The organism is Microbacterium maritypicum (assembly GCF_008868125.1).
GTDB lineage: Bacteria > Actinomycetota > Actinomycetes > Actinomycetales > Microbacteriaceae > Microbacterium > Microbacterium maritypicum.
The window spans coordinates 1,661,319-1,687,317 of the sequence record NZ_WAAQ01000001.1; the positions used below are offsets into that span (position 1 = coordinate 1,661,319).

Sequence of the window (25,999 nt, forward strand, 5' to 3'; positions counted from 1 at the left end):
CCTCATCCCCCCAAATTGAGCAACATGCTCAAGCCGTTTCACAATGCTTGAGCGAGGTGTTGACCAGACGTGCTCTCAGACCATGCCCGTGATGACGCTGGCATCAGTGCGCGGAGCCTCACGAGGGCCGCCGAGGACGAGGAGGACGACGATGTCACCGCAGATCACCCCCATCGCAGACACCGCCCAGGATCTGGAGCTCTCGGAGCGCATCCTCAACCCGGATGGAAGTCGCATCGCGAACCCTCGGCTGGACCCCTTCGTCGCGGACGTCGATGCCGAGCAGCTGCGCTCCCTGCTGCGTGACATGGTCATCCTCCGGCGGATCGACGCAGAAGGCGTCGCCCTCCAGCGTCAGGGACAGCTCGGTCTCTGGGCTCCCTGCCAGGGCCAGGAGGCGACGCAGATCGGCACGGCGAGGGCCATCGCTGCGCAGGACTTCGTGTTCCCCAGCTACCGCGAGACCGGAGTCATCTACGCGCGAGGCGCCCAGCCCGGCGACTATGTGCGCATGTGGCGCGGAGAGGAAGGCGCCGCGTACGACCCCGCCGCTCTCGGGGTCGCTCCTTTGCAGATCATCATCGGCGCGCAGACCCTGCACGCCGTCGGCTACGCCCTCGGCATCCAGCACGACGGCGCCGACGAGGTCGCCGTGACCTACTTCGGAGACGGCGCGACGAGTCAGGGCGACGTCAACGAGGCGATGATCTTCGCCGCGTCCTACCAGGCGCCCGTCGTCTTCGTCTGCCAGAACAACCACTGGGCGATCTCCGAGCCTGTCGCCGTGCAGTCGCAGTATCCGATCGCCGGACGTGCACCCGGCTTCGGCATCCCCAGTGTCCGCGTCGACGGCAACGACATCCTCGCCTGCATGGCCGCGATGCGCTGGGCGCTCGAGCACGCACGGTCCGGCAAGGGCCCCGCCTACATCGAGGCGGTCACTTATCGGATGGGTCCGCACACCACGGCGGACGATCCGACGCGGTACCGCGACGAGGCCGAACTCGAGTCCTGGCGCCGGCGCGACCCGATCGCGCGACTGGAAGCGCACCTGCGCGCCACCGGAGCACTCACGGATGAGCACCAGGCGGAGACCCAGGCGGCAGCCGACGTCGTGGCGAAGGAGATGCGCGCCGCATGCCTCGGCATGGTGACGCGCCCGCCCCTCGCGGTCTTCGACGGTGTCTATGCCGAGCCGCACACCGGACTCGAGCGTCAGCGCGGCGAGTACGCCGCGTATCTCGCATCGTTCGAGAGCGAGGCATCGGCATGACCGAACTCACTCTCGGAAAAGCACTCGGCGCGGGCCTGCGTCAAGCGATGCGCGACGACGACAAGGTCGTGCTCCTCGGTGAGGACATCGGCAAGCTCGGCGGTGTGTTCCGCATCACCGACGGGCTCCTCGACGAGTTCGGCGCGGCACGGGTGATCGACACACCGCTGGCGGAGTCCGGGATCGTCGGTACTGCTGTCGGTCTGGCGTTCCGCGGCTACCGCCCGGTGGTGGAGATCCAGTTCGACGGCTTCGTGTACCCCGCGTTCGACCAGATCGTCGCCCAGGTCGCGAAGCTGCACTACCGCACGCAGGGCCGCGTGAAGATGCCCATCACCATCCGGATCCCGTGGGCGGGAGGCATCGGCGCAGCCGAGCACCACTCCGAATCTCCGGAGGCCTACTTCGTGCACACGGCAGGACTGCGCGTGATCGCGGTGTCGAACCCGGAGGACGCGTACCGCAGTCTCCGTCAGGCGATCGCGTCGGACGACCCGGTGATCTTCTTCGAGCCGAAGCGTCTGTACCACCACAAAGGCGAGGTCGACCTCGAGGCGCCGCTCGCGGATGCGCCGCCGATGGGACTCGCGCGCGTCGTGCGCACCGGAACGGACGCGACACTGATCACCTACGGGGCGATGGTCTCCACGGCGCTGCAGGCGGCCGAGGCCGCCGACGACGAGGGGATCTCCCTCGAGGTCATCGACCTGCGTTCGCTCTCACCCGTCGACTACGACTCGGTCGCCGCGTCCGTGCGCAAGACCGGTCGGGTGGTCGTGGCGCACGAGGCCTCCCGCGAGGCGGGAGTCGCCGCCGAAGTGATCGCGAGCATCACCGAGCGCTGCTTCGAGTACCTCGAGTCCGCGCCGCTGCGGGTCACCGGCCATGACATCCCATACCCGCCCGCGAAGCTCGAGAAGTACCATCTGCCTGACCTCGATCGGCTTCTGGACGCCGTGGATCGCGTGCTGGACCGACCGAACAGTCTGACGGGAGCTGAGGCATGATCGCGGAGTTCCGTCTTCCGGATCTCGGAGAAGGCCTGACCGAGGCCGAGGTGGTGACCTGGCTCGTCGCGCCCGGTGACACTGTCGCCCTCAACCAGACGCTCGCCGAGGTCGAGACGGCCAAGGCGGTCGTCGAGCTCCCCTCTCCCTACGAAGGCACGGTGTCGACGCTGCACGCCGAGGCCGGCCAGACCATCGCCGTCGGTGCCCCTCTGATCGCTTTCGACGTAGTGGGAGATGAGCCGGATGCATCGGAATCGGCGTCCGAGTCCGCCGAGAAGGCCCAGCCGAACCTCGTCGGCTACGGCGCCGCCCCCACGAGTGCAGGTCGGCCCGCACGGCGCGCCCGCCGGATCGGTGGCACGCCGGTCCCGGTGGACACGGCTGTCCTCGAGGCGGCGCCGCACGATGCCACCCCGTCGGCGGCCGTCGACGTGGTGATCGAGCGCCCGCGCTCAACTCCGCCGGTGCGTGCACACGCCAAGCGCCTCGGCATCGACCTGGTGCTGGTCGCGGCAGAGGTGGGGGACCGGGTCATCACCCGGAGCGACGTGGATGCCTATGCGGAGCGAGTGGGCCGCGCTGGTGCGACGGTGGACGAGACGTCGGGCATCCCCGCGACGGCGCCCTCGAGTCCGGCGGCGCTCGGAGACGGGGAGCGTGAGACGCGCATCCCCATCCGCGGCGTGCGCAAGCACACGGCGGCCGCGATGGTGCAGAGCGCGTTCACCGCCCCGCATGTCACCGTCTTCCACACGGTCGATGTGACCGCCACGATGGATCTGCTGTCGAGTCTTCGCGACGATCGCGCACTCAGCGCACACCGGATCGGCCCGCTCACAGTGGTCGCGAAGGCGGTGTGCCTGGCTCTGGGCCGGACCCCGGGACTCAACTCTCGGTGGGACGAGGCTGCGGGCGAGATCGTCCAGCACAACTACGTCGATCTGGGGATCGCCGCGGCGACGGATCGGGGACTGATCGTCCCGATGATCCGGGATGCGGAGCGGCTGACGCTGCTCGGCATGGCGGACGCGGTGCGGTCGCTCGCCGAGGTCGCGCGTTCGGGGAAGACCTCGCCCGCCGAACTCGCCGGCGGCACATTCTCGATCTCCAACATCGGCGTCTTCGGCGTCGATGCCGGAACTCCCATCCTCCCGCCTGGCCAGTCGGGGATCCTCGCCGTCGGCGCGGTGCGTCGCCAGCCCTGGGAGCACCACGGCGAGATCGCGCTGCGGCAGATGATGACGCTCAGCCTCTCCTTCGACCACCGCCTCGTCGACGGAGCCGAAGGAGCCCGATTCCTCAAGGACGTCGCCGACATCCTCGAAGAGCCCGGACGGGCGATGCTCTTCAGGTAGTCGCGCGCAACGCCGCATCCGCCATCGCGATCAGTACGGTCGCGGTGGCGGAGTGCCGCCTGGCGGCAGTGCGCGTGCTGTGCGGCGTCGAGTTGATGAGCCCGAAGCAGGCCTGCACGCGCAGACGCAGCTCGTCCTGATCGGCGTCGCCCTCGGGCGCCTGCAACGGCGACAGCGCGGCCATCCACAACTCGATGTACGCACGCTGGAGGCGTCGGACCTCGGCGCGATCGGCCTCGGACAGGAACGCGACATCCCTGTCCTGCACCTGGATGACCTCGGCGTTGCCCAGGGCGAACTCGACGTGGAAGCCGATCAGCGCGCGCATCCGCTGATCGGCAGTCGGCGACTCCGCGGCGACGCGACGACCGCCCGAGATCAGGTCCTGACTGACCTTGACGAGCACGGCGCCCAGCAGAGCCTGTTTTCCGGCGAAGTGGCGGTACACGGCCGGCCCGGAGACGCCGACCGCCGCGCCGATGTCTTCGAGGCTCACCCCGCTGTATCCGCGCGCGGCGAAGAGGCGCGCGGCGGCGTGCAGGATCGCATCGGACCGTTCGGCCTTGGCGCGGTCTCGGGCTGTGACCGGGCTTGTCATCTCAGTTAATCCTCGCTAACCTGAATCAACGGGTTAGTGAACACTAACCGAAAGTGCATGCACCGCGCCAGGGTCCGCCCGCGCGGACGTGGGTCGAGGAGGACATCACGATGCCCGCAACCCAGGAATCACTGGCGCACGAGCTGCGAACGCGCCTCGCGACCGCGGCGCGCGGCGGACCAGAAGCTTCCCGCGAACGGCACATCGCCCGCGGGAAGATGCTCCCTCGCGACCGCGTCGCCCGTGTGCTCGATGAGGGCAGTCCGTTCCTCGAGGTCGCCCCGCTCGCCGCCGACGGACTGTATGGGGGAGAGGCGCCGGGAGCCGGCGTGATCGCCGGTATCGGCCTCGTCCACGGTCGACACGTGATGGTGGTCTGCAACGACGCGACGGTGAAGGGGGGCACCTACTACCCGCTCACGGTCAAGAAGCACCTGCGCGCACAGGAGATCGCCCTAGAGAACCGGCTGCCCTGCCTCTACCTGGTCGACTCGGGAGGAGCGTTCCTCCCGAAGCAGGACGAGGTCTTCCCCGACCGTGAGCACTTCGGCCGGATCTTCTTCAACCAGGCGCGCATGTCGGCCGAGGGGATCCCTCAGCTCGCCGCGGTGCTCGGGTCGTGCACCGCGGGTGGCGCCTATGTTCCCGCCATGAGCGACGAGACCGTCATCGTCCGCGGTCAGGGGACGATCTTCCTCGGCGGACCCCCTCTCGTGAAGGCCGCGATCGGGGAGATCGTGACCGCCGAAGAGCTGGGCGGGGGAGAGCTGCACGCACGCCGCAGCGGTGTGGTCGACCATCTCGCCGAGGATGATGAGCACGCGCTCGAGATCCTCCGCGACATCGTCGCGACGCTTCCCCCTCCCGCGGCGCCCGCCTGGGAGGTGCTGAACAGCGGCCCTCCGTCCGAGTCGACGAGCCTGTACGACGCCGTCCCCGTCGACGTGAACGCCGCATACGATGTGCACGAGGTCGTCGCCCGTCTGGTCGACGGCGACACCTTCCTCGAGTTCAAGCCCGAGTACGGCACGACCCTGGTCACCGGATTCGCCCGCCTGCACGGGCACCCCGTCGGCATCGTCGCGAACAACGGCGTGCTGTTCAGCGAATCGGCGCTCAAGGGAGCGCATTTCATCGAACTCTGCGACCAGCGGGGTATTCCGCTGCTGTTCCTGCAGAACATCACGGGGTTCATGGTCGGCTCCGATGCCGAGGCCGGCGGCATCGCGAAGGACGGTGCGAAGATGGTCACCGCCGTGGCCAGCACCAGGGTGCCGAAGCTCACCGTGATCATCGGTGGATCGTTCGGGGCCGGAAACTACTCGATGTGCGGTCGGGCGTATTCGCCCCGGTTCCTGTGGACCTGGCCCGCGAGCCGCATCTCCGTGATGGGTGGCGCACAGGCCGCGTCCGTGCTCGCGACCGTGAAGGAGGATCAACTCTCCGCCCGGGGCGACTCCTGGACGAGCGAGGACCGTGCGGAGTTCGAGGCTCCGATCCGTGAGCAGTACGAGCACCAGGGTGAGCCCTATTACGCCACGGCACGACTCTGGGACGACGGCATCGTCGACCCCGAACAGACCCGTGACCTCCTGGGCCTGGCCCTCGAAGTCGTTTCCCGCAGCCCGCTGCCCGAACCGCGCTTCGGCGTCTTCCGGATGTGAGTGCCATGTCCCTGTCTGCACCGTCTCCTTCGAACACCGGCACCTTCCACACGGTTCTCGTCGCCAATCGCGGGGAGATCGCCCGCCGCGTGATCCGTACCCTCCGGGCGCTCGGTATCCGCAGCGTCGCCGTCTACAGCGATGCCGACGCCTCGGCTCCCCACGTGCGTGAAGCGGACGATGCCGTGCGGATCGGCCCCGCGCCCGCGGCCGAGTCGTATCTCGACATCGATGCCGTGATCGCCGCTGCCCGCAGCACCGGTGCGCAGGCCATCCACCCCGGGTACGGGTTCCTGTCCGAGAGCGTCGGGCTGGCCGAGGCCTGTGCCGAGAGCGGCATCGTCTTCATCGGTCCCTCCATCGACGCCCTGCAGATCATGGGCGACAAGGCCCGCGCTCGCGAGCACGTGCAGCGCTACGGCGTTCCGGTCGTCCCCGGCTTCGATGCGAAAGGACTGTCCGACCTCGAGATCGCCGAGGAGGCGGACGGCGTGGGCTACCCACTGCTCGTCAAGCCCAGCGCCGGCGGGGGCGGTAAAGGCATGGAGGTCGTTGCGGACGCCGCGGGCTTGCGGGGAGCTCTCGCCTCCGCGCGCCGAGTGGCATCGGCAGCGTTCGGCGACGACGCGCTCATCCTCGAACGCCTCATCCGACGCCCGAGGCATATCGAGGTGCAGGTCTTCGGAGACGCGCACGGCACGGTCATCGCACTCGGCGAGCGCGAGTGCACCCTGCAGAGACGGCATCAGAAGGTCATCGAGGAGGCGCCGTCGGCGGGCATCCCGGCCCCCACCCGTGAGCGACTGCTCTCGGCAGCCGTCCTCGCCGCAGAGAGCGTCGAGTACGTCGGCGCGGGCACCGTCGAGTTCCTCATCGATGCCGATGCGCCAGACGAGGTGTTCTTCATCGAGATGAACACACGCCTCCAGGTGGAGCACCCCGTGACCGAAGAGGTCACCGGCCTCGATCTGGTCGCTCTCCAGCTGCGTGCGGCCGCGGGGCTGGCGCTGGAGGTCACTCCGCGCCTGCGCGGCCACGCGGTCGAGGCACGTGTGTACGCGGAGTCGCCGGAACGCGGGTTCCTTCCCTCCACGGGGACGGTGCTGCTGTTCGATCCGCCGTCGGGCGTTCGCGTGGACGCGGCGATCGAGACCGGGAGCGAGGTGACCGGGTTCTACGACCCGATGATCGCGAAGGTGATCGCTTTCGCCGACGACCGCGCCACCGCGCTCGCGCGACTGGACGAGGCGCTCGCCCGCACGGTCGTCCTGGGCGTCGAGACCAACATCGCCTTCCTCCGCACGCTCTGCCAGGACCCGCGCGTCATCGAGGGAGACCTCGACACCGGGCTCATCGAGACCCTGCTTCCGCTCGGCACGCTGAGGCCGTCGCCGGCACAGCTCGCGGCGGCGAAGGACACGGTCGCGGGAACCGCCGCGCCGATGCGGACCACCGCCCTGTGGCGGGACCTTCCCGGCTGGCGCCTGGGGGCCGGGGATGCGGCACCGCCTCTGTTCGTCGCCCTCACGGATGACGACGAAGAGGTCGCGCTCGACGAAGGATCGGCTACGAGATCGCGAAGCGCTGTCCACGCCGCAGTGGACGCGGACGGCGCTGTGTGGGTGGCCGAGGACGGTCGCACGGTTCGCCTCCGCCCCCTCGACAGGAAGCAGCGGATGAAGCGACGGCTGTCCGCGCGCGAAGCGGGATCCGCGCCGACGGAGCCGGAGGGGCGCGCCCCCATGCCCGGAAGCGTCGTGGCGCTGCACGTCGCGGACGGGGATTCGGTCTCCGCGGGCGACGCGCTCGTCTCGATCGAGGCGATGAAGATGGAGCATCCCGTGCTCGCGCCCCACGACGGTGTGGTGCATCTGCTGGTCACCGTGGGTGACCAGGTGCGGCGTGACCAACCGGTCGCCCGCGTGACGACGGAGGAGAGTTGAACATGGAAGACCTGTCCGCAGAGGAGCGCGAGCTCGCCGCTATGGTGCGGGAGTTCGCCGACACGGTCGTTGCACCGCAGGCCTACGAGGCTGACCGCACGCACACCCTGTCCATGGACGTCGTGGCGCAGATGGGCGATCTCGGCCTGTTCGGTCTGCCGTTCCCGGAGGAGTACGGAGGACAGGGCGGTGACTACATGGCTCTCGGCATCGCGATTGAGGCGCTGGGCCGTGTGGACCAGTCCATCGCGATCACGCTCGAAGCGGGGGTGAGTCTCGGCGCGATGCCGATCTATCGCTTCGGTACCGAGGAGCAGCGCCGGGAGCTGCTCCCTGATCTGCTCGCGGGGCGGGCGCTGGCCGGTTTCGGTCTCACCGAACCGGAGGCCGGAAGCGATGCGGGGGCGACCAGGACCACGGCGCGCCTCGACGGCGACGAATGGGTGATCGACGGCTCCAAGCAGTTCATCACCAACTCGGGAACACCGATCACGCGCTTCGTCACGGTCACCGCGGTGACGGGGAACGAGAACGGGCGCAAGGAGATCTCGACGATCATCGTCCCCAACGGCACGCCGGGGTTCACCGTCGAGGCACCGTACGACAAGGTCGGCTGGAACGCCTCAGACACTCATCCGCTGACGTTCGACGGCGCTCGCGTGCCTGCCGGCAACCTCCTGGGCGAGCGAGGGAGCGGCTTCCGCAGCTTCCTCAGCATCCTCGACGAAGGACGCATCGCGATCGCTGCTCTCTCCACGGGCGCGGCGGAGGGCTGCCTGGAGGCGGCGGTCGAGTATGCGAAGAGCCGCACGATCTTCGGCGCCGCGCTGAGCACCCGCCAGAACGCCCAGTTCACCCTGGCCCGCATGCGTGCACGGGTGCACACCGCCCGTCTCGCCTGGCACCACGCTGCGCGACTCCGCGATGCGGGGAAGCCGTTCGCCGAAGCCGCGGCCATCGCGAAGCTGGTCGGCGGGGAGGCCGCGATGGACAACGCCAGGGACGCGACGCAGATCTTCGGCGGGAACGGCTTCATGAACGAGTTCCCGGTGGGGCGTCACTACCGCGATTCGAAGATCCTCGAGATCGGCGAGGGCACCACCGAAGTGCAACTGCTCGTCATCGCTCGTGGACTCGGACTCGCCGGGTAGCGTGGCGGTATGACCACGCACGACATCCTCCAGAGGGGTCTGTACTACGAGGAGTTCGAGGTCGACGCCCGCTACCTGCATCGGCCGGGGCGCACGGCGACCGAGGCCGACAACGTGCTCTTCACCACGCTCACCATGAACACGCAGGCCCTGCACCTGGATGCGGCCTTCGCCGATGCCCAGGACCCGTTCCGCGCGCGCCTGATGAACTCGATGTGGACGCTGTCGACCATGGTGGGTTCCTCCGTGGCGCAGCTGACCCAGGGGACTCTGGTGGCGCAGCTCGGATTCGGCGACGTGGCGTTCCCTCATCCGCTGTTCGCCGGCGACACGCTCTACACCGAGAGCGTGGTCACACAGAAGCGCCTCTCCTCGTCGCGCCCAGGGCAGGGCATCGTGACCATCGCGCACACCGGGCGGAACCAGGGCGGCACCGTCGTCGCCACCGCCGTACGATCGGTGCTCGTGCACTGCCTTCCGGAAGGGACCACCTCATGACGTTCGATCTGGGTCCGGCGCTGCTGTTCTGCCCTGCCGACCGTCCTGAGCGCTTCCAGAAGGCATCCGAGCGGGCTGATGCGATCATCCTCGATCTCGAGGATGCGGTGCTTCCGGATGCGAAGGATGCCGCGCGGCGCAATGTGATCGCGGCCGACCTCGACCCGAACCGTGTGATCGTCCGCGTGAACGCACCAGACAGCGGTGCCTTCGCAGCCGACCTCGCGGCTCTGGCGCAGACCGACTTCCGCACGGTGATGGTGGCGAAGACGGAGGACGTGGAGAGCCTGGCGGCTTTCGATGAGCGATACTCGCTGATCGCCCTCTGTGAGACGGCGCGCGGTATCCACGCGGCCGACCGCATCGCCGCACACCCGCGGGTCTCGGCCATGATGTGGGGCGCCGAGGATCTCGTGGCCTCACTCGGAGGGACCTCGTCACGGCGCGCGGACGGCGGCTATCGCGACATCGCCCGCTACGCCCGCGCTCGCGTTCTCCTCGAATCCGGGGCGCACGGCAAGGCCGCGATCGACGCGGTGCACATCGACCTCGAGGATGCAGACGGGCTCCGACACGAGGCTATCGACGCCGCCGCGTCCGGCTTCTCGGCGACGGCCTGCATCCATCCGAACCAGGTGGCGGCGATCCGCGCGGCCTATCGTCCCGACGAGGCGACCATCACCTGGGCCCATGCGGTGCTCGCCGCCGCCGAGACCGAGCGCGGAGTCTTCCGATTCCAGGGACGCATGATCGACGAGCCGGTGCTCCGCCATGCACGCGCGGTCACCTCCCGCGCCCTCTGATCAGAGGACGGGCGACTCTTCGAGCAGACGCAGATAGCCCGGCGCCGCGACGAAGCGGTGCACGGAGCCGTTCTGGAGGACCTCGCCGTCGCGGGGGAGCGTGCCACCGGAGACGTGGTCGATAACGGCGCGGATCACCCCACCGTGCGCGACGACGATCACCGACTCCGCGCGGGGCGTCGATCTCCGTCGGGCCTCGCGCGCGATCGCGTGCAAGGCCGCGATGGCCCGTTCTCCGACCTCGTGCAGGGATTCGGCGCCCGGGACCTCGGCGTGCCAGTCGCCGTAGGTTCTGATGTAATCGGGCACGAGCATGCCTTCGCCGTCGCCGAACTCCCGCTCGCGGATGTCGGGGACGATTCCTGCGATCTCCAGGCCCAGGCGATCGGCGATGATCTCGGCCGTCTCCTTCGCCCGCAGCAGCGGGCTGGTGTACACCGCGTGGTGCGTCGTCGCGGCGAGCTTCTCCGCCGCCCACCGGGCATCCTCACGCCCGGTCTCATTCAGGGGGATGTCTGTGGAGCCCTGGATGCGCTTGGCGAGGTTCCAGTCGGTCTGACCGTGGCGGACGAGAGTGAGGTGGGTCACGAGAGGAGTTCCTGGAGGGCGGGGAGCACGTCGCTGGTGCCGGCGGCGATGGTGACATGCGCCCAGGCATCCGCGCGCGTCGGCTCACGGTTGACGATGATCAGGGGGATGTTGCGACGGCGGGCACGCTCGACCAGGCGCACACCGGAGTTCACGACCAGCGAGGATCCGGCCACGATCAAGGCGGTGCTGGAGCGCAGCAGCGACTCCGCCGCACGGAAGCGGTCCTGTGGCACGTACTCGCCGAAGAACACCACATCCGGCTTGAGCATGCCGGCGCAGACGGTGCACACGGGGACGATGAACCCGTCCGTGCTCTCGGGGAGGACGTCGCCGTCCGGGGCGAGCGCGATGTTCTCGGGCACGGTGATCCAGGGATTGAGCTCCTCGATCTGCACGGCGATGTCGCGGCGGTCGAAGACCTGTCCGCATTGCAGGCACAGCACGCGGCGCATCGTCCCGTGCACCTCGATGACGTGCGTGCTCCCGGCTCGCAGATGCAGTCCGTCGACGTTCTGGGTGATGACGCCGGACACGGTGCCCGCTGCTTCGAGCTGCGCGAGGGCGGTGTGCCCGGCGTTCGGCTCCGCCCTGGCGAAGGCGCGCCAGCCGAGGTGCCCGCCCACCCAGTACCGGCGCCGCGCAGCCTCGTCGCCCAGATAGGTCTGGATCGTCATCGGATCGCTGCGGGTCCGTGCTCCTTCGCCGCGATAGGCGGGGATGCCGGAGTCGGTGGAGATGCCGGCGCCGGTGAGGAGTGCGATGCGCTTCTCACGCAGCAGCTCGGCGGCGTGGGCGATGGTGGCCGACAGCTCGGCGGGATTCGACACGCTCACAGGACCTCCTCGAGCGAGTCTACGGTGCCCGGGCGTGCGGCGGACCCGACCGACGGGGGTGGCTCTCGGAGATGTCGGTGCGGGACGACTCCCGGGCGGTGGCAGAGTGGAGCCCGTGGAACTGCTGCCTGTGACCGACGCCTGTGACCGACGCCTCGATGACTACCGTGCACTCACCGATACCGCCCTGCGCACTCTTTCCGAGCCGTCCGGCGGGCTGTACATCGCGGAGTCGACGAAGGTGATCGCGCGCGCCGTCGCCGCGGGCCACCGTCCACGCTCCCTCCTGGTGCAGGAACGCCGGATCGACGACATCCGGGAGATCGTCGGCGATCTCGATGTGCCCGTGTACGTCGTGCCGGACGAGATCGCCGAGGCGGTGACCGGCTTCGCCGTGCACCGCGGGACGATCGCGTCTATGCATCGACCCGAGTTGCCGGCCGTGCACGACGTGATCGAGGGGGCGTCCCTCGTGCTGATCCTGGAGAACATCGGCGATCACACCAACGTCGGGGCCGCCTTCCGCGCCGCCGCCGGACTCGGGGCCGATGCCGTGCTCGTGTCGCCGGGTGGCGCCGACCCGCTCTATCGTCGCAGCGTCCGCGTGAGTATGGGCACCGTGTTCCAGGTGCCGTGGACACGGATCACGGACTGGGAATCCGCCATCGCGGATCTTCACGCCGCAGGTTTCGACATCGCCGCCCTGGCGCTGCGCGATGACGCCGTCACCCTCGACGCCTACGCCGCCGAACGCCCGTCCCGCGTCGCCCTGGTCATGGGGTCGGAGGGCGACGGTCTCTCGCGGGAGGCCATGGACGGCGCGGACACCGTCGTCACCATCCCGATGAGCGGGGGAGTGGACTCGCTGAACGTGGCATCAGCGGCTGCGGTCGCGCTCTGGTCGATGAAGGCCTGACGCGCTCAGTCCCGCTCGGGAAGGAACACCGGCGAGGGGTCGGGGCGCTTCGCCGCGAGGTTGTCGCCCGACGACTGGTGCCGCAGCCGCCGAAGCACCCATGGCACGAGGTGCTCGCGCGCCCAGCCGAGGTCTTCCGACCGGGCCTCGCGCCACGTGCGCAACGGGAACGGCTCGGGCTGCATGGCCTCGAGGTCGTTCGGCACGTTCAGCGCGCGCAGCGCCATACGGGCCACCTCGTGGTGGCCGAGGGCGTTGTAGTGCAGGCGGTCGTCGTCGAAGAACCGCATGTCCTGCACGACCTTGAGCGCCCATTGGTCGGCGACGATGCAGTCGTGGCGCTCGGCGATCGCACGGACGTTCTCGTTGTAGATGGCGACCTTGCCGCGGAAGGCTCGGAAGACGGGAGTGAACCCGGTGTCGATGCCCGTGAAGAGCAGGATGGCCGCGCCCGTGGACGACAGGCGCACGACGGCGTCTTCGAGCTGACTCGCAATGGCATCGGGGTCGGTGCCGGGGCGGATCACGTCGTTGCCACCCGCACAGATCGACACCAGGTCGGGGTGCAGTGCGATCGCCGGCTCGATCTGGTCGGCGACGATCTGGGCGATCAGCTTGCCGCGGACCGCGAGGTTCGCGTAGGCGAAGTCGTCCACCTGCGCCGCGAGCACTTCGGCGACGCGGTCGGCCCACCCGCGGTGGCTGCCCGGATGTGCGGGGTCGGGGTCGCCGATGCCCTCGGTGAACGAATCGCCGATCGCGACGAAACGGCGCCACGGGTGCGCGGTCTCATTGGGGACATAGGGGGTCCGAGTCGAATCCTGGTCGGTCATCCAGCGCTCCTTCACGAACGTCGTGCGAAGCGGCGGTGACCGCGACGCAGTGACAGAGCCTACCCGCACGTGCCCATCCCGGGGAGGGCACGCGCGGGAACTGCCGCGAGTGATCCAGTGTCCGCGGCAGCGATTATCGTGGACTCGATGCTCTCTCCGTCCTTTCCTCAGCGTGCCCCATGGGGAACCGCGAACAAGCTGCGCGCCTGGCAGCAGGAGGCCCTCGAACAGTACTTCGCCGCGGATCAGCGCGACTTCCTCGTGGCGGCCACGCCCGGCGCTGGGAAGACCACCTTCGCGCTCACCCTCGCGGTCGAGCTCATGCGCATGGGCGAGGTCAACCGCATCATCGTCGTGGCGCCGACCGAGCATCTCAAGACGCAGTGGGCCGATGCCGCCGCGCGCGTGCACATCCGCCTCGACCCCCGCTTCCGCAACAGCGACTGGGCACCGGCACGGCACTATCACGGCGCGGTCGTGACCTATGCGCAGGTCGCGGCGAAGTCCTCGGTGCACCGCCATCTCACCGAAGACGCCCAGACGCTGGTGATCCTCGACGAGGTGCACCACGGCGGCGACGCGCTCAGCTGGGGCGACGCGATCCGCGACGCCTACGGGCCCGCCAAGAGGCGCCTCCTCCTCTCCGGAACGCCGTTCCGGAGCGACACCGCACCGATCCCGTTCGTCGAGTACCACCCCGACGAGTCCGGCGCCCGCATCTCGCGCACCGACTACAACTACGGCTACGGCCGGGCGCTGGCCGACGGTGTCGTGCGCCCCGTGCTGTTCCACATGTACGCCGGCAAGATGCGCTGGCGCACCACCACAGGTGACGAGCTCGAGACGCACCTCGGCCAGGACAACACGAAGGACGTGACGTCGCAGGCCTGGCGAACGGCGCTCGACCCCGAGGGCGACTGGATGCCCGCCGTGCTCTCGGCTGCCGATCGCCGCCTCACCGAGATCCGCCATCACGTTCCCGATGCCGGCGGACTCGTGCTGGCGACCGATCAGACCGTGGCGCGCGCCTACGCGAAGATCCTGCACAGCATCACGGGTCAGCAGCCGACGATCGTGCTCTCCGACGACGCGACCGCTTCGGAGCGGATCGAGAAGTTCAGTGCCAACGACGCCCGGTGGATGGTGGCCGTGCGCATGGTGTCCGAAGGCGTCGACGTCCCGCGCCTCGCCGTGGGCGTGTACGCGACGTCGTCGTCGACTCCGCTGTTCTTCGCGCAGGCCATCGGCCGCTTCGTGCGCGCCCGCCGTCGCGGCGAGGCCGCCAGCGTCTTCCTTCCGCAGGTCCCCGTCCTGATGGGGCTCGCGAACGAGATGGACAAGCAGCGCGACCACGCCCTCGACCGGCAGTCGAAGGAAGACGACGGCCTCGAGGACTCGCTGCTCGAGAGCGCGAACCGCGAGGAGGAGACCTCCGATGCGCTGACGCAGGAGTTCAGCTATCAGGCGCTGTCATCGGTCGCCCACTTCGATCGGATCGTGTTCGAGGGGCAGGAGTTCGGGCAGCTGGCAGAACCAGGCACCCCGGAAGAAGAGGAGTTCATCGGGTTCCCCGGCCTTCTCGAACCGGAACACGTGCATGAGCTCCTCATGCAGCGCCAGTCCCGTCAATCCCGACTGCGCGAGGCGCGCGAGGCCTCTGCAGACCCGGCGGAGACGACGACGTTGCCCGCGCCGCTGCACCGCACGCTCAAGGAGCAGCGGCAACTTCTGAACAGCCTGGTGGGTCTCTACGCGCGGCAGAAGGGCGAGCCCCACGGCGCGGTGCACGCCGAGCTGCGGCGCATCTGCGGAGGACCGGCGGTTGCGCAGGCGACGGTGACCCAGTTGCAGTCGCGCATCGAAGTTCTCCGCAAGCGCGTGCGTTCCTGACGTCCGCACGGGCCCCAACCCGCGCGATGCGAGCGCTGCTTCGGATCCCCGAAATGCTGTCAATCCGCGTCTGAGCGAGGTGTGCGCGGGGGTCCGCGGCTAGCGTTGAACGGTTGCCCGCGCACCGGGCACCGTTACACCTGGAGGACTCATGACAGCCCCTGCTGCAGTCGACCCGACCCCCGCCGATCGCCGGCGCTGGGCGCGATACCTGGTCGAGGAGCGCGCGGAAGGCGCCGTGTATCAGAAGCTCGCCGCGCGCAGAGAGGGCGAGGAGCGTGACATCCTGCTCCGTCTCGCCGACGCGGAACGCCGCCATGAGCAGCACTGGCTCGATCTCCTCGGTGCGGAGCCGAAACGACTCCCTCGTGCCGGTGTCCGCTCGCGTCTGCTCGGCTGGATGGCCGGCCGCTTCGGGTCGATCTTCGTGCTCGCGCTGGCGCAGAGCGCCGAAGCCCGATCGCCCTACGACTCGGAGCAGTACGCCACGCCCGCGATGCGCGCCGACGAGAAGGTCCATTACGAGGTGGTCCGTGGACTCGCAGCGCGAGGCCGCAGGCGTCTCTCCGGTTCCTTCCGCGCGGCGGTCTTCGGAGCGAACGACGGTCTCGTGAGCAACCTCGCGCTCGTTCTGGGCATCGGTGCGACGGGGGTGAGTTCCGGGTTCGTGCTCTTCAGCGGGATCGCGGGACTCTTGGCCGGGGCTCTGTCGATGGGGGCGGGAGAGTTCGTCTCGGTGCGCTCCCAGCGCGAACTGCTCGCGGCGACCGAGGCGAACGAGGACGCCCACGCGGCCGCCGGGGATCTCGACATCGACGAGAACGAGCTCGCGCTCGTCTACCGGGCACGCGGCATGGAGCCGGAGGAGTCCCTCTCCCGTGCCCGACGCATCGTGACCGCTGCGCAGGCCGGAGTGCGCCGGGCCGCCACCGGACCGGTCAACACCCAGGGCGGCAACGACCACGAGATCGTCGGCAGCGACTGGACCGCAGCGATCTCCAGCTTCCTCCTGTTCGCCTCCGGGGCGATCATCCCGGTCCTGCCGTGGATCTTCGGGCTCCAGGGCACCACGGCCGTGATCGTCGCCCTCGTGCTCGTCGGCATCGCCCTGCTGAGCACCGGCGCCATGGTCGGTGTCCTCTCGGGCGGCCCGCCCCTCCGACGCGCCCTCCGTCAGCTCGCCATCGGTTTCGGCGCGGCTGCCATCACCTACGTTCTCGGCCTCGTGTTCGGCGTCAGTGCGGCGTGATCGGAGTGCGCGCACTCACCCAGCCGATCGTGTGATCGCCGGCACCGTGTAGTGCCACTCGAGCACGGCGGGGGCGGGCTCGTACATCCGCATCACCGGTCGGAAGTCTCCGGCCGGTGAGGGAAGCCAGTTCGCCGCCGCCCTCTCGTCGGCGGGGCGCTCATGGCTGATGGTGATCGTGAGGGCGCCGTCCTCGTCGCGCACGAGACCAGGAGTCCGGTCACCGATCGAATACCGCTCGATCGGGTTCTCGACGAGGTAGAAGTCGGGAACCGAGTACATCGTCAACGACCAGAAGGCGGATACGGGCGGCTCGGGATCCAGACGCAGCGTGTACGTCCGCTCGCCGGTCAGCTGATCCCCATGATCATCGACATAGCTCACGATGTACGCCGCCTCATAGGGGTGGTTCCCCCAGAGGCCACCGAGCGCGGCGGCGGCGCGTTCGGGAATGCGCACTTCGGGGTCGATGATCTTGAAACGGTCGTCGTCGAGGGCTCCGATCTCGAAGTAGTCGAGGTTGTAGTCGAAGGCGTGGAAGGTGAGCTTCCACCCGTTCACCTCCGGGCTGGAGCCGTGCGTCAGGAACGAGTGGAGCGACTGCTGAGCAGCTTCCAGATCGCCGACCAGACGCGCGGCGTCCGAGAGCGCGATCGATGCGTACGGGGAAGCGCCTACGACGGCGATCCCTGTCGAGGCCAGCGAGGCCTGCAAGGGGCGATCCCGGGGTGCGGGCGGGAACTGCTGCGACCAGACGCGGAGCTTCTCGAGGAAGAGCGCGCTCTCCGGGACGCCGGGACCCGGGAGGGCGAGCCCCGCGGGCACGGCGTCCGGGTTTCGCGGCGTGAGGGTCGTCGCGTCCTGGAGCGCATGCACGGCGGGGAGTTCGTCGTCGCCGCTCACAGCCCACCGGCCCACGATCGAGGCGACAGTCGTCGGGAACCGGATGACGACCGCGTCGCCTGTGTCGCCGTCCCACGAGGGCGGGACCAGCAGGAACGTCCCCGCGCGTGTCCCCGTGGCGCGGTGTCCGACGTACGCGAAGTTGTTCGTCCACGCGTCGACGAACTGGAGGACGTAGTAGCGGCCCGCGGTGTCCGGGACTCGCAGCTCGACCGGGCCGACGCTGAGGTCCACCTGGGCCATCGAGTAGAGCGTGTCGTTGTTGATCGTCACGAATGTGTCCGCGGGGCCGGCGAGCGTTCGGGCGTGACTGAAGGCATTGAACGGGGCGGCAGGGTTGGAGCCGACTCCCGTCGTCGTGTAACGCGTCACCTGATCGAGGTTGAACACGAGGGGGAACCCGTAGAGGTAGGCCTGAATGATCGTCTGACGATCGGCTTCGAGGGCGGTCATGGCGATCAGGCTATCCAGAGCCGCCCGCACGCAGGGGAGGAGATCATCCCTCCCGGATGAGCCCCCGCGGGTGCGTCGCGCCATCGACGGGAGACGACGAAGGCCCCGGATCCGTGGATCCGGGGCCTTCGTCTTCGTGTGCGCGGAGGGGGACTTGAACCCCCACGCCCTTACGGGCACTACGACCTCAACGTAGCGCGTCTACCATTCCGCCACCCGCGCAGGTGTTGGATGATCGTTGCCGACCGAAGAATGACATTACCACGTCCTCCGCGGCCTCTCGAACCGAGGCGCACGCCCGGGCGTGGCGCACGGTTTCGATAGCCTGGAGCCATGACTGATCCGTCCCTTCCGGAGGTCGTCCGCATCGCGAGCGACCTGATCCGATTCGACACGTCCAACTTCGGCGGAGGAAACGCGAAGGGCGAGCGCGAGGCCGCGCAGTACGTCGGGGCGTACCTGGAGGAGCTGGGGCTCGAAGTCGAGTACTACGAGCCGATCCCGCGGCGCACGAACGTGATGGCACGCGTGCCAGGACGCGACAGGGACAAGCCCGCGCTCGTCGTGCACGGCCACCTCGACGTCGTGCCGGCCATGGCCGAAGACTGGAGCGTCGACCCCTTCGCCGGCCTCGTGCAAGACGGGATGCTGTGGGGACGCGGCGCCGTGGACATGAAGAACATGAATGCCATGATCCTGACGTCGGTGGCGGAGATCCTTCGCGCGGGCGAACGACCGGAGCGGGATCTGGTGCTGGCCTTCTTCGCCGACGAGGAGAACGGCGGCGTCGAAGGCTCGGCACTGGTCGTGCAGAATCGCCCGGAGTGGTTCGAGGGGGCGACGGCGGCGATCAGCGAGGTCGGCGGCTACTCGATCACGGTCGACGACCGACGCGCCTACCTGCTGCAGGTGGGGGAGAAGGCACTGATCTGGATCCGGCTGGTGGCGAAGGGGCGCGCGGGTCACGGCAGCCGTCTGCACGACGACAACGCGGTCACGAAGCTCGCAGAGGCCGTCGCGGCGATCGGCCGCACGCGCTGGCCGATCCGGCTGACGTCGACCACGAGAGCCCTGCTCGAAGGACTGAGCGCCCTGAGCGGACGCAGCGTCGATGATCCCGATGCCCTCGCCTCCGCCGCTGGCCCCGCCGAGGCCTTCCTGCGGTCCTCGTTCCGCACGACGACGAACCCGACCGCGCTGACCGCCGGCTACAAGCACAACGTGATCCCCGAGCGCGCAGAAGCGCTCATCGACGTGCGGGTGATCCCCGGGACCGAGGACGACGTCCTGGCTGAGCTCCGGCAGATCGTCGGCGACGAGATCATCATCGAGACGGTCGTCCGGGACATCGGCATGGAGACGCCGTTCGAAGGCGAGCTCGTCGAAGCGATGGTCGCCAGCATCGGTCGACACGATCCCGGCGTGCCGGTCATCCCGTATCTTCTCGGGGCCGGCACCGACAACAAGGCGCTGGCATACCTGGGCATCACCGGCTACGGCTTCGCCCCGTTGAAGCTCCCCGCCGACCTCGACTTCACAGGCATGTTCCACGGAGTCGATGAGCGAGTACCCGTAGACTCGCTTGTCTTCGGCCAGCGGGTGCTGACCGATCTGCTGCGCACGTACTGAGCGTCGCGCGCTCCGTGCCTCCTCCGAACTGAAAGCTCTCCATGCACCTGCTCGAAGCACTGATCCTCGGTGTGGTCCAGGGACTCACCGAGTTCCTTCCGATCTCCTCCAGCGCTCACCTGCGCATCCTCGGCACGTTCCTGCCGTCGGGTGAAGACCCGGGTGCGGCGTTCACCGCGATCACCCAGATCGGCACCGAGGCCGCGGTGGTCGTGTTCTTCTGGCGCGACATCGTGCGCATCGTGACGCAGTGGTTCCGGTCGCTGGTCGGCAAGGCTCCGCGCAACGATCCGGATGCCAGGATGGGCTGGCTCATCATCATCGGCAGCATCCCGATCGTGGTCCTGGGGCTGCTGTTCCAAGACCAGATCGAGACCGTGCTGCGGTCGATGTGGATCGTCGCGGTGATGCTGATCGTCTTCGGAATCCTGCTCGGCGTCGCCGATTACGTGGGGGCGAAGCGCCGCAAGCTCGACGACCTCACCTACCCGCACGGCATCGCTTTCGGTTTCGCGCAGGCGCTGGCGCTGATCCCGGGTGTCTCCCGCTCGGGCGGCACCATCACGATGGGGCTCTTCCTCGGCTACGAGCGTGCCGCTGCGGCGCGCTATGCGTTCCTGCTCGCGATCCCCGCGGTGTTCGGCAGCGGCTTCTACCAGGTCTTCAAGAGCTGGGGCGAGCCGTCGTTCTTCTCCTTCGGCGACACGCTCGCCGCGACCGGAATCGCATTCGTCGTGGCGCTCGGGGTGATCGCGTTCTTCATGAACTGGATCTCGAAGCGCAGCTTCCTGCCCTTCGTGATCTACCGCATCCTGCTCGGCACCGTCCTGCTGGTCCTGCTCGGCACCGGTGTGATCGCGGCCTGAGCCGGGCTCAGCGTTTGCGGTCGCCAGGGCCGTCGTCGCGGCGGCGCAGGTAGCGCTCGAACGCCTGGGCGATCGCGTCGCCTGATGCCTCGGGGGAGTCCCACGTGTCGCGGGTGCGCTCGAGCTGACGGATGTACTCCGTCATGTCCTCGTCCTCGGACGCTGCGGCGTCGATCGAGGCTTCCCAGGTCGCGGCCTCGGTGCGCAGCGTCTGGCGATCGACGTCCACACCGGTGAGCTCCTCGAGGCGGTCCAGCAGCGCCAGCGTCACCTTCGGCGAAGGGGTCGCCGAGGCGACGTAGTGGGGCACGCTCGCCCACAGACTCGCTGTGGGGATGCCCGCGTTCTCGGCGAAGTGCTCGAAGACGGTGAGGATGCCGACCGGACCCTCGTACAGCGAGCGCTCGAGGCCGTGCGCCTCGCGCACCTGCTCGTTCTGGCTCGAGGCGAAGATCGATATCGGTCGGGTGTGCGGGACATCGGCCAGCATCGCCCCGAGAGTCACGAGACCGGTGATGTCGTCGCGGAGAGCGATGTCGATGAACTCGGAGGCGAAGGCCTGCCAGGTGCGCGCAGGTTCGGCGCCCGTGAGCAACCAGAACTCGGGCCCGGGCGCAGGATCGCGCGGACGCCACAGTCCGGCCTCCGGCCACGTCAGCTGGCGGCGGCCCTCGGCATCCATCCGCGTCGAGGGACGCGTGTACTGATAGTCGAAGTACAGTTCGGGGTCGACGGAGTGCACGAGGTCGTACTCCGACGATGAGCGCAGCGCCTCGATGGCGCTGCTGGCCGCTTCACCCGCATCGTTCCAGCCGTCGAAGGCGGCGATGACGATGCGCGGACCGAGAACATCCATCGAGGGCTCCCTTCGAGATCGCGGTCGTGATCCTTCCAGGCTAGTCCGCGAAGGCGGGATGCGGGCGGCACCACGGCTACCATGGGTTCAGTGAGCAGAAAGCCCAGCGCGGTCCTTTGGGACATGGACGGAACACTCGTCGACACCGAACCGTATTGGATGGCCGCCGAGACGGCGCTGGTCGAATCGTTCGGAGGTTCCTGGACCCACGAGGATGCGCTGCAGCTGGTCGGAAGCGGATTGCTCGACAGCGCGGTGATCCTGCAGAACGCCGGTGTCGCTATGGAGCCCGAGGCGATCGTGTCCCACCTGACCGACGTCGTGCAGGAATCGCTGCGCACGCAGGGCGTCCCGTTCCGCCCCGGCGCCCGCGAGCTCCTCCGTGACCTCCGCGAGGCGGGGATCCCCACAGGCCTGGTGACCATGTCGCTGCGTCGCATGGCGCTCAACGTCGTCGAGCTCATCGAGTTCGAGGCCTTCGACATCGTCGTCGCCGGCGATGACGTCGACAACCCCAAGCCCCACCCCGAGCCCTACCTGCAGGCGGCCGCGCTTCTGGACGTCGACATCGCCGAGGTGATCGTCATCGAGGATTCGCCGACGGGCGTGCGCGCCGGCCTCGCCTCCGGGGCGCTGACCCTCGCGGTTCCCCACATCGTGCCCCTCGACCACCTCGGCGCTCACGAGCTGTGGTCCACCCTCGCCGGCAGGGGCGCCGACGATCTCACCGATCTCTTCGACAGCAACACCGCCGTGACAGGAGCCACCCGATGACCGATTCACGCGTACAGCGGCCGAGCGGTCCGTTCCGTGCGGGCGATCGCGTACAGCTGACCGGGCCGAAAGGCCGACTGCACACCGTGACGCTCCGCGAGGACGGTGAGCTCCACACGCACCAGGGCGTGCTTCGTCATCGCGACCTCATCGGGCTTCCCGACGGCTCCGTCGTGGCCAACAGCTCCGGGCACGACTACCTGGCGCTGCGGCCTCTGCTGCGGGACTTCGCGATGTCGATGCCCCGCGGCGCGGCGATCGTGTACCCCAAGGACGCGGCCCAGATCGTGATGCAGGCCGACATCTTCCCCGGGTCGGTGGTGGTCGAGGCCGGCGTCGGCTCCGGCGCGCTCTCCCTCTCGCTCCTGCGCGCCGTGGGCCCGGCCGGGAAGCTGATCTCCTTCGAGCGTCGCGAGGACTTCGCCGATGTCGCCCGCGGAAACGTGGAGACCTTCTTCGGTGAGCACCCGGACACCTGGCGCGTCGTCGTGGGCGATCTCGTCGAGGCCCTGCCGAACGAGGTGGCCCCGGCCTCCGTCGACCGCGTGGTGCTCGACATGCTCGCGCCGTGGGAATGCATGGATGTCGTGGCCGACGCCCTCACCCCCGGCGGCGTCGTGCTCTGCTACGTGGCGACCGCGACCCAGCTCTCCCGTGTGGCGGAGTACATCCGCGGCACGGGACTCTTCACCGACCCCGACGCCTCCGAGACGATGGTCCGCGGCTGGCACGTCGAGGGGCTCGCCGTGCGCCCTGATCACCGGATGGTCGCGCACACCGGGTTCCTCCTCACGGCCCGCCGACTCGCTCCCGGTGCCATCGCGCCGTCGGTGAAGCGGCGTGCGTCCAAGAGCAGCTACGGCGATGAGGACGTGGAGGCGTGGACGCCCGGCGCCGTCGGTGACCGTGAGATCAGCGACAAGAACCTCCGCAAACGCGCACGAGAAGCGGAGAAGGCGGCCGAAGGGGCGCGCCTTGCCGCCGCATCGCGCGATTCCGGGCACGCGACGGAATAGACTGGAGGGCGTGCGTAAAACGTCCGCCGTTCTGGCATCCCTCAGCCTCGCCGTCCTCGCCCTGACGGGCTGCACCGCGACAGCATCCGACGGTGTCGCCGCGTGCGACCGCGGCGGCAACGACAAGATCCTGAACGTCGCCGACGTGAGCGGTGACCTCGGCTCCGTCCCCGATGTCGACGTCTTCGGACCGGTCAAGACCGACAAGACCTCGTTCGCCGACGTCACCGTCGGAGACGGTCTGGCACTGGGATCGGACTTCCAGCCCGTGGTGCTGGACATCGCCTTCTACGGCGGAGACAGCGGCAAGGCGCTCTACCAGTCCGAGTTCAACGGCGACCAGAGCCGCGTGCACAGCATCGACTACTGGGCTCAGCGTTCCGCGGGTCTCGCGGACGTTCTCGAGTGCGCCACCGGTGGCAGCCGTGTCCTCGCCGTCCTGACTCCGGAGGACTTCGGGGCCCAGAACGTCCAGGCGTTCGGTCTCGACAAGGGCGAGAACATCGTCGCGGTCATCGATGTGCTCGATGTCATGCCGGCGAAGGCATCCGGTGCACTGCAGTTCAACGACGCACGCGGCCTACCCAGCGTCGTCCGCGCCCCCGACGGCACTCCCGGCATCATCATCCCCGATGTTCCCGCGCCGACCGAGATCGTGACGCAGACGCTCATCAAGGGCGATGGCCCGAAGGTGAAGGAGGGCGACATCGTCGTCTCCAACATCATGGGTGTCGGCTGGGACGACAAGACGGTCACCACGAGCTCGTGGGGCAAGGATGCGAGCGTGAGTGTGGCCGCCGAGCAGCTCGTGGGCGCCACCGTCGGGTCGCAACTGCTCGTCGTCTTCCCTGCTGCCGAGAGCGCTCCGGCCACGGCGATCGTCGTCGACATCCTGGGCGCAGTGACGGCGCCCACGCAGTGATGGCCGCCCGTATCCCCGCGGAGGAGCGCCTGACGAATCTCGTCGTGGCGCTGATGGCCACGGAGATCGGGTTGACCAAGCAGCAGATCCTCGACAACGTCTCCGGGTATCGGCAGCGCGCAGAGGCGGGCACCCGATCGGACGCCCTGGAGAAGATGTTCGAGCGGGACAAGGACGAGCTGCGCTCGCTCGGCGTGCCCATCGAGACCATCGGGGACGCTGCGGATCCCAACGACCTCCGCGAAGCGCGCTACCGCATTCCCCAGGCGGAATACGATCTCCCCAGCGACATCGAGTTCTCGCCGGCCGAGCTGGCAGTGCTCCAGCTGGCCGGAAGCGTCTGGAGCGCCGAATCCGTCTCCGGGGACGCTCAGTCAGGTGTCCGCAAGATCCGCGCCCTCGGGATCGACGGCGACGAGCCGATCATCGGTTTCGCCCCTCGCATCACGGCCAGGGATGCCGCGTTCTCTCCGTTGCAGGATGCGATCGAACGATCCCGAGTGGTCGCCTTCGACTACCTGAAGCCCGGCGAGGACGCCCCTCGCCGGCGCCGCGTCCGCCCGCTGGCGCTGGTCGACTACGAGGCACGGTGGCATGTCTTCGGCGTCGACGTCGATGCAGAGGAGGACCGCACCTTCCTGCTCAGTCGGATCGTCGGGGATGTGCGGGTGAGCTCCCAGAGCTTCGACCCCGCCCTGCGCGACGGTGCGGGGGATCGCGCACTCGCAGGGTTGGAACGGGTCGCGTCCGAGAACTCGGCTCTCCTGGAGATCACCCCGGGTACGGAGGCCGCACTGCGCCTGGGCCGAAGGGCCACATCAGCTCCTCAGGGCATCAACGTGCCCTTCGTGGACCTGCACATCCTCGCGGACGAACTCGCCTCGTACGGTCCGGAGGTTCGCGTGGTCGAGCCCGCACCGTTGCGCGACGCCGTGATCGCGCGTCTTCGCGCCGTCGCCGAGCTGCACACCGACGAGGAGGAGGCGAGATGACCGCCAAATCGAAGCCGTTGCTCGCCGCCGACCGGGTGCGGTTGTACCTGACCCTTGTTCCTTATGTGCTCGAGCACGGACAGGTGTCCCTCGAAGAGGCCGCGGCGGAGTTCGGCGTCACGTCGCAGGAGATGCGCGGCATGGTCGAGAAGCTCACCGTCATCGGGCTTCCCGGTGAAGACGGCTATTGGCAGCAGCCGCAGGAGATGTTCGACATCAACTGGGACCTCCTGGACCTCGAAGACGTCATCGAGATCACCAACGATGTCGCGCTCCGTCGTGTGCCGCGCTTCACCGCGCGGGAGGCGGCCGCCCTGCTCGCAGGTCTGCAGATGGTGGCCGCGGTTCCCGCCGTCTCGGACTCGGGCCTGGTGGCCGGGCTGATCTCGAAGCTGTCCCGTGGCGCTGCCGACGCGCCCGCCGACGTGGTCGTCGCGCCCAGCGCCGTCGACGAGGTTCGTGAAGCGGTGGCTCGAGGCCTGCACGAAGGTGTCGCGATCGCCTTCACGTATCAGGCTCCCGATGCCGCGCCGACGACGCGCACCGTCGATCCGATGCAGATCCTGATCACGAACGGACAGTGGTATCTGCAGGGGTGGTGCCACCTCCGGCAGGCGATGCGCACCTTCCACCTCGACCGGGTGAGCGCACCGACGCTGACAGAGATCCCGATCACCCACAGCGGAGATCAGGTTCCGGAGGCGTTCGCCGGACTCGACGAGGAGCGCGAGGTGACGGTGCGCGTCGCCGAGCGTCTCGCACCCCTGCTCAGCGGATTCGTGCCCACCGGGGCGACTGAGGCGGTCGACGGCGCAGTGACCACTCGGCTGCATCTCGCCGACCCGCGCGGCATCAAGCGGCTCGCGGCGCGCTTCGGGGGAGCCATGGAGGTCCTGGAACCGGGTGTCGCCCGCGCGGCGACCAGGGAGTGGGCAGCCGCAGGACTCGCCCTCTATCGCCAACCCGAAGCAAAGGTTTGAT

Annotated in this window: 24 protein-coding genes and 1 tRNA gene; 18 read left to right on the forward strand and 7 right to left on the reverse strand. The window is 68.8% G+C overall.

Going from position 1 to position 25,999, the window contains the following annotated elements; translation table 11 throughout:
- The first annotated feature begins 151 nt into the window (after positions 1-151).
- Genes pdhA through F6W70_RS08040 form a run of 3 tightly spaced genes read left to right on the forward strand, consistent with a single transcriptional unit; the run spans position 152 to position 3,638 of the window.
- Positions 152-1,273 carry a pyruvate dehydrogenase (acetyl-transferring) E1 component subunit alpha gene (gene pdhA, locus F6W70_RS08030; protein WP_055868328.1) on the forward strand — a complete coding sequence of 374 codons (1,122 nt, stop codon included), beginning with the start codon at positions 152-154 and terminating at the stop codon, positions 1,271-1,273.
- Complete coding sequence (locus F6W70_RS08035) at positions 1,270-2,280, forward strand: alpha-ketoacid dehydrogenase subunit beta (RefSeq protein ID WP_017830651.1); 1,011 nt, start codon at positions 1,270-1,272, stop codon at positions 2,278-2,280. The genes pdhA and F6W70_RS08035 overlap by 4 nt, the downstream gene beginning before the upstream one ends.
- Positions 2,277-3,638, forward strand: coding sequence for a dihydrolipoamide acetyltransferase family protein (locus tag F6W70_RS08040; protein ID WP_151486345.1), 1,362 nt, complete (start codon positions 2,277-2,279; stop codon positions 3,636-3,638). Before F6W70_RS08035 ends, F6W70_RS08040 begins: the two co-directional genes overlap by 4 nt.
- Here F6W70_RS08040 and F6W70_RS08045 read toward each other — a convergent pair.
- Complete coding sequence (locus tag F6W70_RS08045; RefSeq protein WP_151486346.1) at positions 3,631-4,236, reverse strand: TetR/AcrR family transcriptional regulator; 606 nt, start codon at positions 4,234-4,236, stop codon at positions 3,631-3,633. The two genes, F6W70_RS08040 and F6W70_RS08045, sit on opposite strands and share 8 nt — an antisense overlap.
- A gap of 110 nt (positions 4,237-4,346) precedes the next feature.
- Here F6W70_RS08045 and F6W70_RS08050 point away from each other — a divergent pair, with 110 nt between their 5' ends.
- From F6W70_RS08050 to F6W70_RS08070, 5 genes are read left to right on the forward strand one after another with little or no spacing between them, the layout of a single operon-like run.
- Positions 4,347-5,900, forward strand: a complete 1,554-nt coding sequence (locus F6W70_RS08050) for a carboxyl transferase domain-containing protein (protein WP_151486347.1) — start codon at positions 4,347-4,349, stop codon at positions 5,898-5,900.
- 5 nt (positions 5,901-5,905) lie between these two features.
- Positions 5,906-7,843, forward strand: a complete 1,938-nt coding sequence (locus tag F6W70_RS08055; RefSeq protein ID WP_151486348.1) for an acetyl/propionyl/methylcrotonyl-CoA carboxylase subunit alpha — start codon at positions 5,906-5,908, stop codon at positions 7,841-7,843.
- Between the two features lie 2 nt (positions 7,844-7,845).
- Complete coding sequence (locus F6W70_RS08060; RefSeq protein WP_017830646.1) at positions 7,846-8,994, forward strand: acyl-CoA dehydrogenase family protein; 1,149 nt, start codon at positions 7,846-7,848, stop codon at positions 8,992-8,994.
- Positions 8,995-9,003: 9 nt separating this feature from the next.
- Positions 9,004-9,492 carry a MaoC family dehydratase gene (locus F6W70_RS08065; RefSeq protein ID WP_151486349.1) on the forward strand — a complete coding sequence of 163 codons (489 nt, stop codon included), beginning with the start codon at positions 9,004-9,006 and terminating at the stop codon, positions 9,490-9,492.
- Positions 9,489-10,295 carry an HpcH/HpaI aldolase/citrate lyase family protein gene (locus F6W70_RS08070; RefSeq protein ID WP_151486350.1) on the forward strand — a complete coding sequence of 269 codons (807 nt, stop codon included), beginning with the start codon at positions 9,489-9,491 and terminating at the stop codon, positions 10,293-10,295. The genes F6W70_RS08065 and F6W70_RS08070 overlap by 4 nt, the downstream gene beginning before the upstream one ends.
- On the opposite strand, the gene F6W70_RS08075 is transcribed toward F6W70_RS08070, so the two are convergent.
- Positions 10,296-10,883, reverse strand: a complete 588-nt coding sequence (locus F6W70_RS08075; protein ID WP_055868302.1) for a histidine phosphatase family protein — start codon at positions 10,881-10,883, stop codon at positions 10,296-10,298. It lies immediately after the preceding gene.
- Complete coding sequence (locus tag F6W70_RS08080) at positions 10,880-11,719, reverse strand: Sir2 family NAD-dependent protein deacetylase (RefSeq protein ID WP_055872544.1); 840 nt, start codon at positions 11,717-11,719, stop codon at positions 10,880-10,882. The genes F6W70_RS08075 and F6W70_RS08080 overlap by 4 nt, the downstream gene beginning before the upstream one ends.
- A gap of 115 nt (positions 11,720-11,834) precedes the next feature.
- On the opposite strand from F6W70_RS08080, the gene F6W70_RS08085 reads away from it, so the two are divergent.
- Positions 11,835-12,635, forward strand: coding sequence for a TrmH family RNA methyltransferase (locus F6W70_RS08085; RefSeq protein ID WP_055868296.1), 801 nt, complete (start codon positions 11,835-11,837; stop codon positions 12,633-12,635).
- Positions 12,636-12,640: 5 nt separating this feature from the next.
- Here F6W70_RS08085 and F6W70_RS08090 read toward each other — a convergent pair whose 3' ends face one another.
- Positions 12,641-13,468 carry an SGNH/GDSL hydrolase family protein gene (locus F6W70_RS08090; RefSeq protein WP_055868293.1) on the reverse strand — a complete coding sequence of 276 codons (828 nt, stop codon included), beginning with the start codon at positions 13,466-13,468 and terminating at the stop codon, positions 12,641-12,643.
- A gap of 147 nt (positions 13,469-13,615) precedes the next feature.
- On the opposite strand from F6W70_RS08090, the gene F6W70_RS08095 reads away from it, so the two are divergent.
- Positions 13,616-15,358: a DEAD/DEAH box helicase gene (locus F6W70_RS08095; RefSeq protein WP_055869162.1), complete on the forward strand. Its 1,743-nt coding sequence runs from the start codon at positions 13,616-13,618 to the stop codon at positions 15,356-15,358.
- A 151-nt stretch (positions 15,359-15,509) separates the two neighbouring features.
- Positions 15,510-16,607: a VIT1/CCC1 transporter family protein gene (locus F6W70_RS08100; RefSeq protein WP_127482379.1), complete on the forward strand. Its 1,098-nt coding sequence runs from the start codon at positions 15,510-15,512 to the stop codon at positions 16,605-16,607.
- Between the two features lie 15 nt (positions 16,608-16,622).
- On the opposite strand, the gene F6W70_RS08105 is transcribed toward F6W70_RS08100, so the two are convergent.
- Positions 16,623-17,963: a DUF1254 domain-containing protein gene (locus F6W70_RS08105; RefSeq protein ID WP_151486351.1), complete on the reverse strand. Its 1,341-nt coding sequence runs from the start codon at positions 17,961-17,963 to the stop codon at positions 16,623-16,625.
- Positions 17,964-18,102: 139 nt separating this feature from the next.
- A tRNA-Leu gene (locus tag F6W70_RS08110) sits at positions 18,103-18,185 on the reverse strand.
- A 111-nt stretch (positions 18,186-18,296) separates the two neighbouring features.
- Between F6W70_RS08110 and F6W70_RS08115 the strand changes: the two genes are divergently transcribed.
- On the forward strand, positions 18,297-19,592 hold the full coding sequence (locus F6W70_RS08115) for a M20/M25/M40 family metallo-hydrolase (protein WP_151486352.1): 1,296 nt from the start codon (positions 18,297-18,299) through the stop codon (positions 19,590-19,592).
- A gap of 41 nt (positions 19,593-19,633) precedes the next feature.
- Positions 19,634-20,458, forward strand: coding sequence for an undecaprenyl-diphosphate phosphatase (locus F6W70_RS08120; RefSeq protein WP_055868284.1), 825 nt, complete (start codon positions 19,634-19,636; stop codon positions 20,456-20,458).
- 7 nt (positions 20,459-20,465) lie between these two features.
- On the opposite strand, the gene F6W70_RS08125 is transcribed toward F6W70_RS08120, so the two are convergent.
- Positions 20,466-21,314 carry a PAC2 family protein gene (locus tag F6W70_RS08125; RefSeq protein ID WP_151486353.1) on the reverse strand — a complete coding sequence of 283 codons (849 nt, stop codon included), beginning with the start codon at positions 21,312-21,314 and terminating at the stop codon, positions 20,466-20,468.
- 123 nt (positions 21,315-21,437) lie between these two features.
- On the opposite strand from F6W70_RS08125, the gene F6W70_RS08130 reads away from it, so the two are divergent.
- Genes F6W70_RS08130 through F6W70_RS08150 form a run of 5 tightly spaced genes read left to right on the forward strand, consistent with a single transcriptional unit; the run spans position 21,438 to position 25,998 of the window.
- A complete protein-coding gene (locus tag F6W70_RS08130) occupies positions 21,438-22,088 on the forward strand; it encodes an HAD family hydrolase (protein ID WP_017830633.1) in 651 nt (216 codons plus the stop codon).
- Entirely contained in the window at positions 22,085-23,104 is a 1,020-nt protein-coding gene (locus F6W70_RS08135; protein ID WP_055872540.1) for a tRNA (adenine-N1)-methyltransferase, read from the forward strand. The genes F6W70_RS08130 and F6W70_RS08135 overlap by 4 nt, the downstream gene beginning before the upstream one ends.
- A 10-nt stretch (positions 23,105-23,114) precedes the next feature.
- The gene (locus tag F6W70_RS08140; protein WP_017830631.1) at positions 23,115-24,026 is read left to right on the forward strand and encodes an FKBP-type peptidyl-prolyl cis-trans isomerase; all 912 of its coding nucleotides are present in this window, start codon (positions 23,115-23,117) and stop codon (positions 24,024-24,026) included.
- The gene (locus F6W70_RS08145) at positions 24,026-25,018 is read left to right on the forward strand and encodes a helix-turn-helix transcriptional regulator (RefSeq protein ID WP_055872539.1); all 993 of its coding nucleotides are present in this window, start codon (positions 24,026-24,028) and stop codon (positions 25,016-25,018) included. The genes F6W70_RS08140 and F6W70_RS08145 overlap by 1 nt, the downstream gene beginning before the upstream one ends.
- The gene (locus F6W70_RS08150; RefSeq protein WP_055872538.1) at positions 25,015-25,998 is read left to right on the forward strand and encodes a helix-turn-helix transcriptional regulator; all 984 of its coding nucleotides are present in this window, start codon (positions 25,015-25,017) and stop codon (positions 25,996-25,998) included. Before F6W70_RS08145 ends, F6W70_RS08150 begins: the two co-directional genes overlap by 4 nt.
- The last annotated feature ends 1 nt before the right edge of the window (position 25,999 follow it).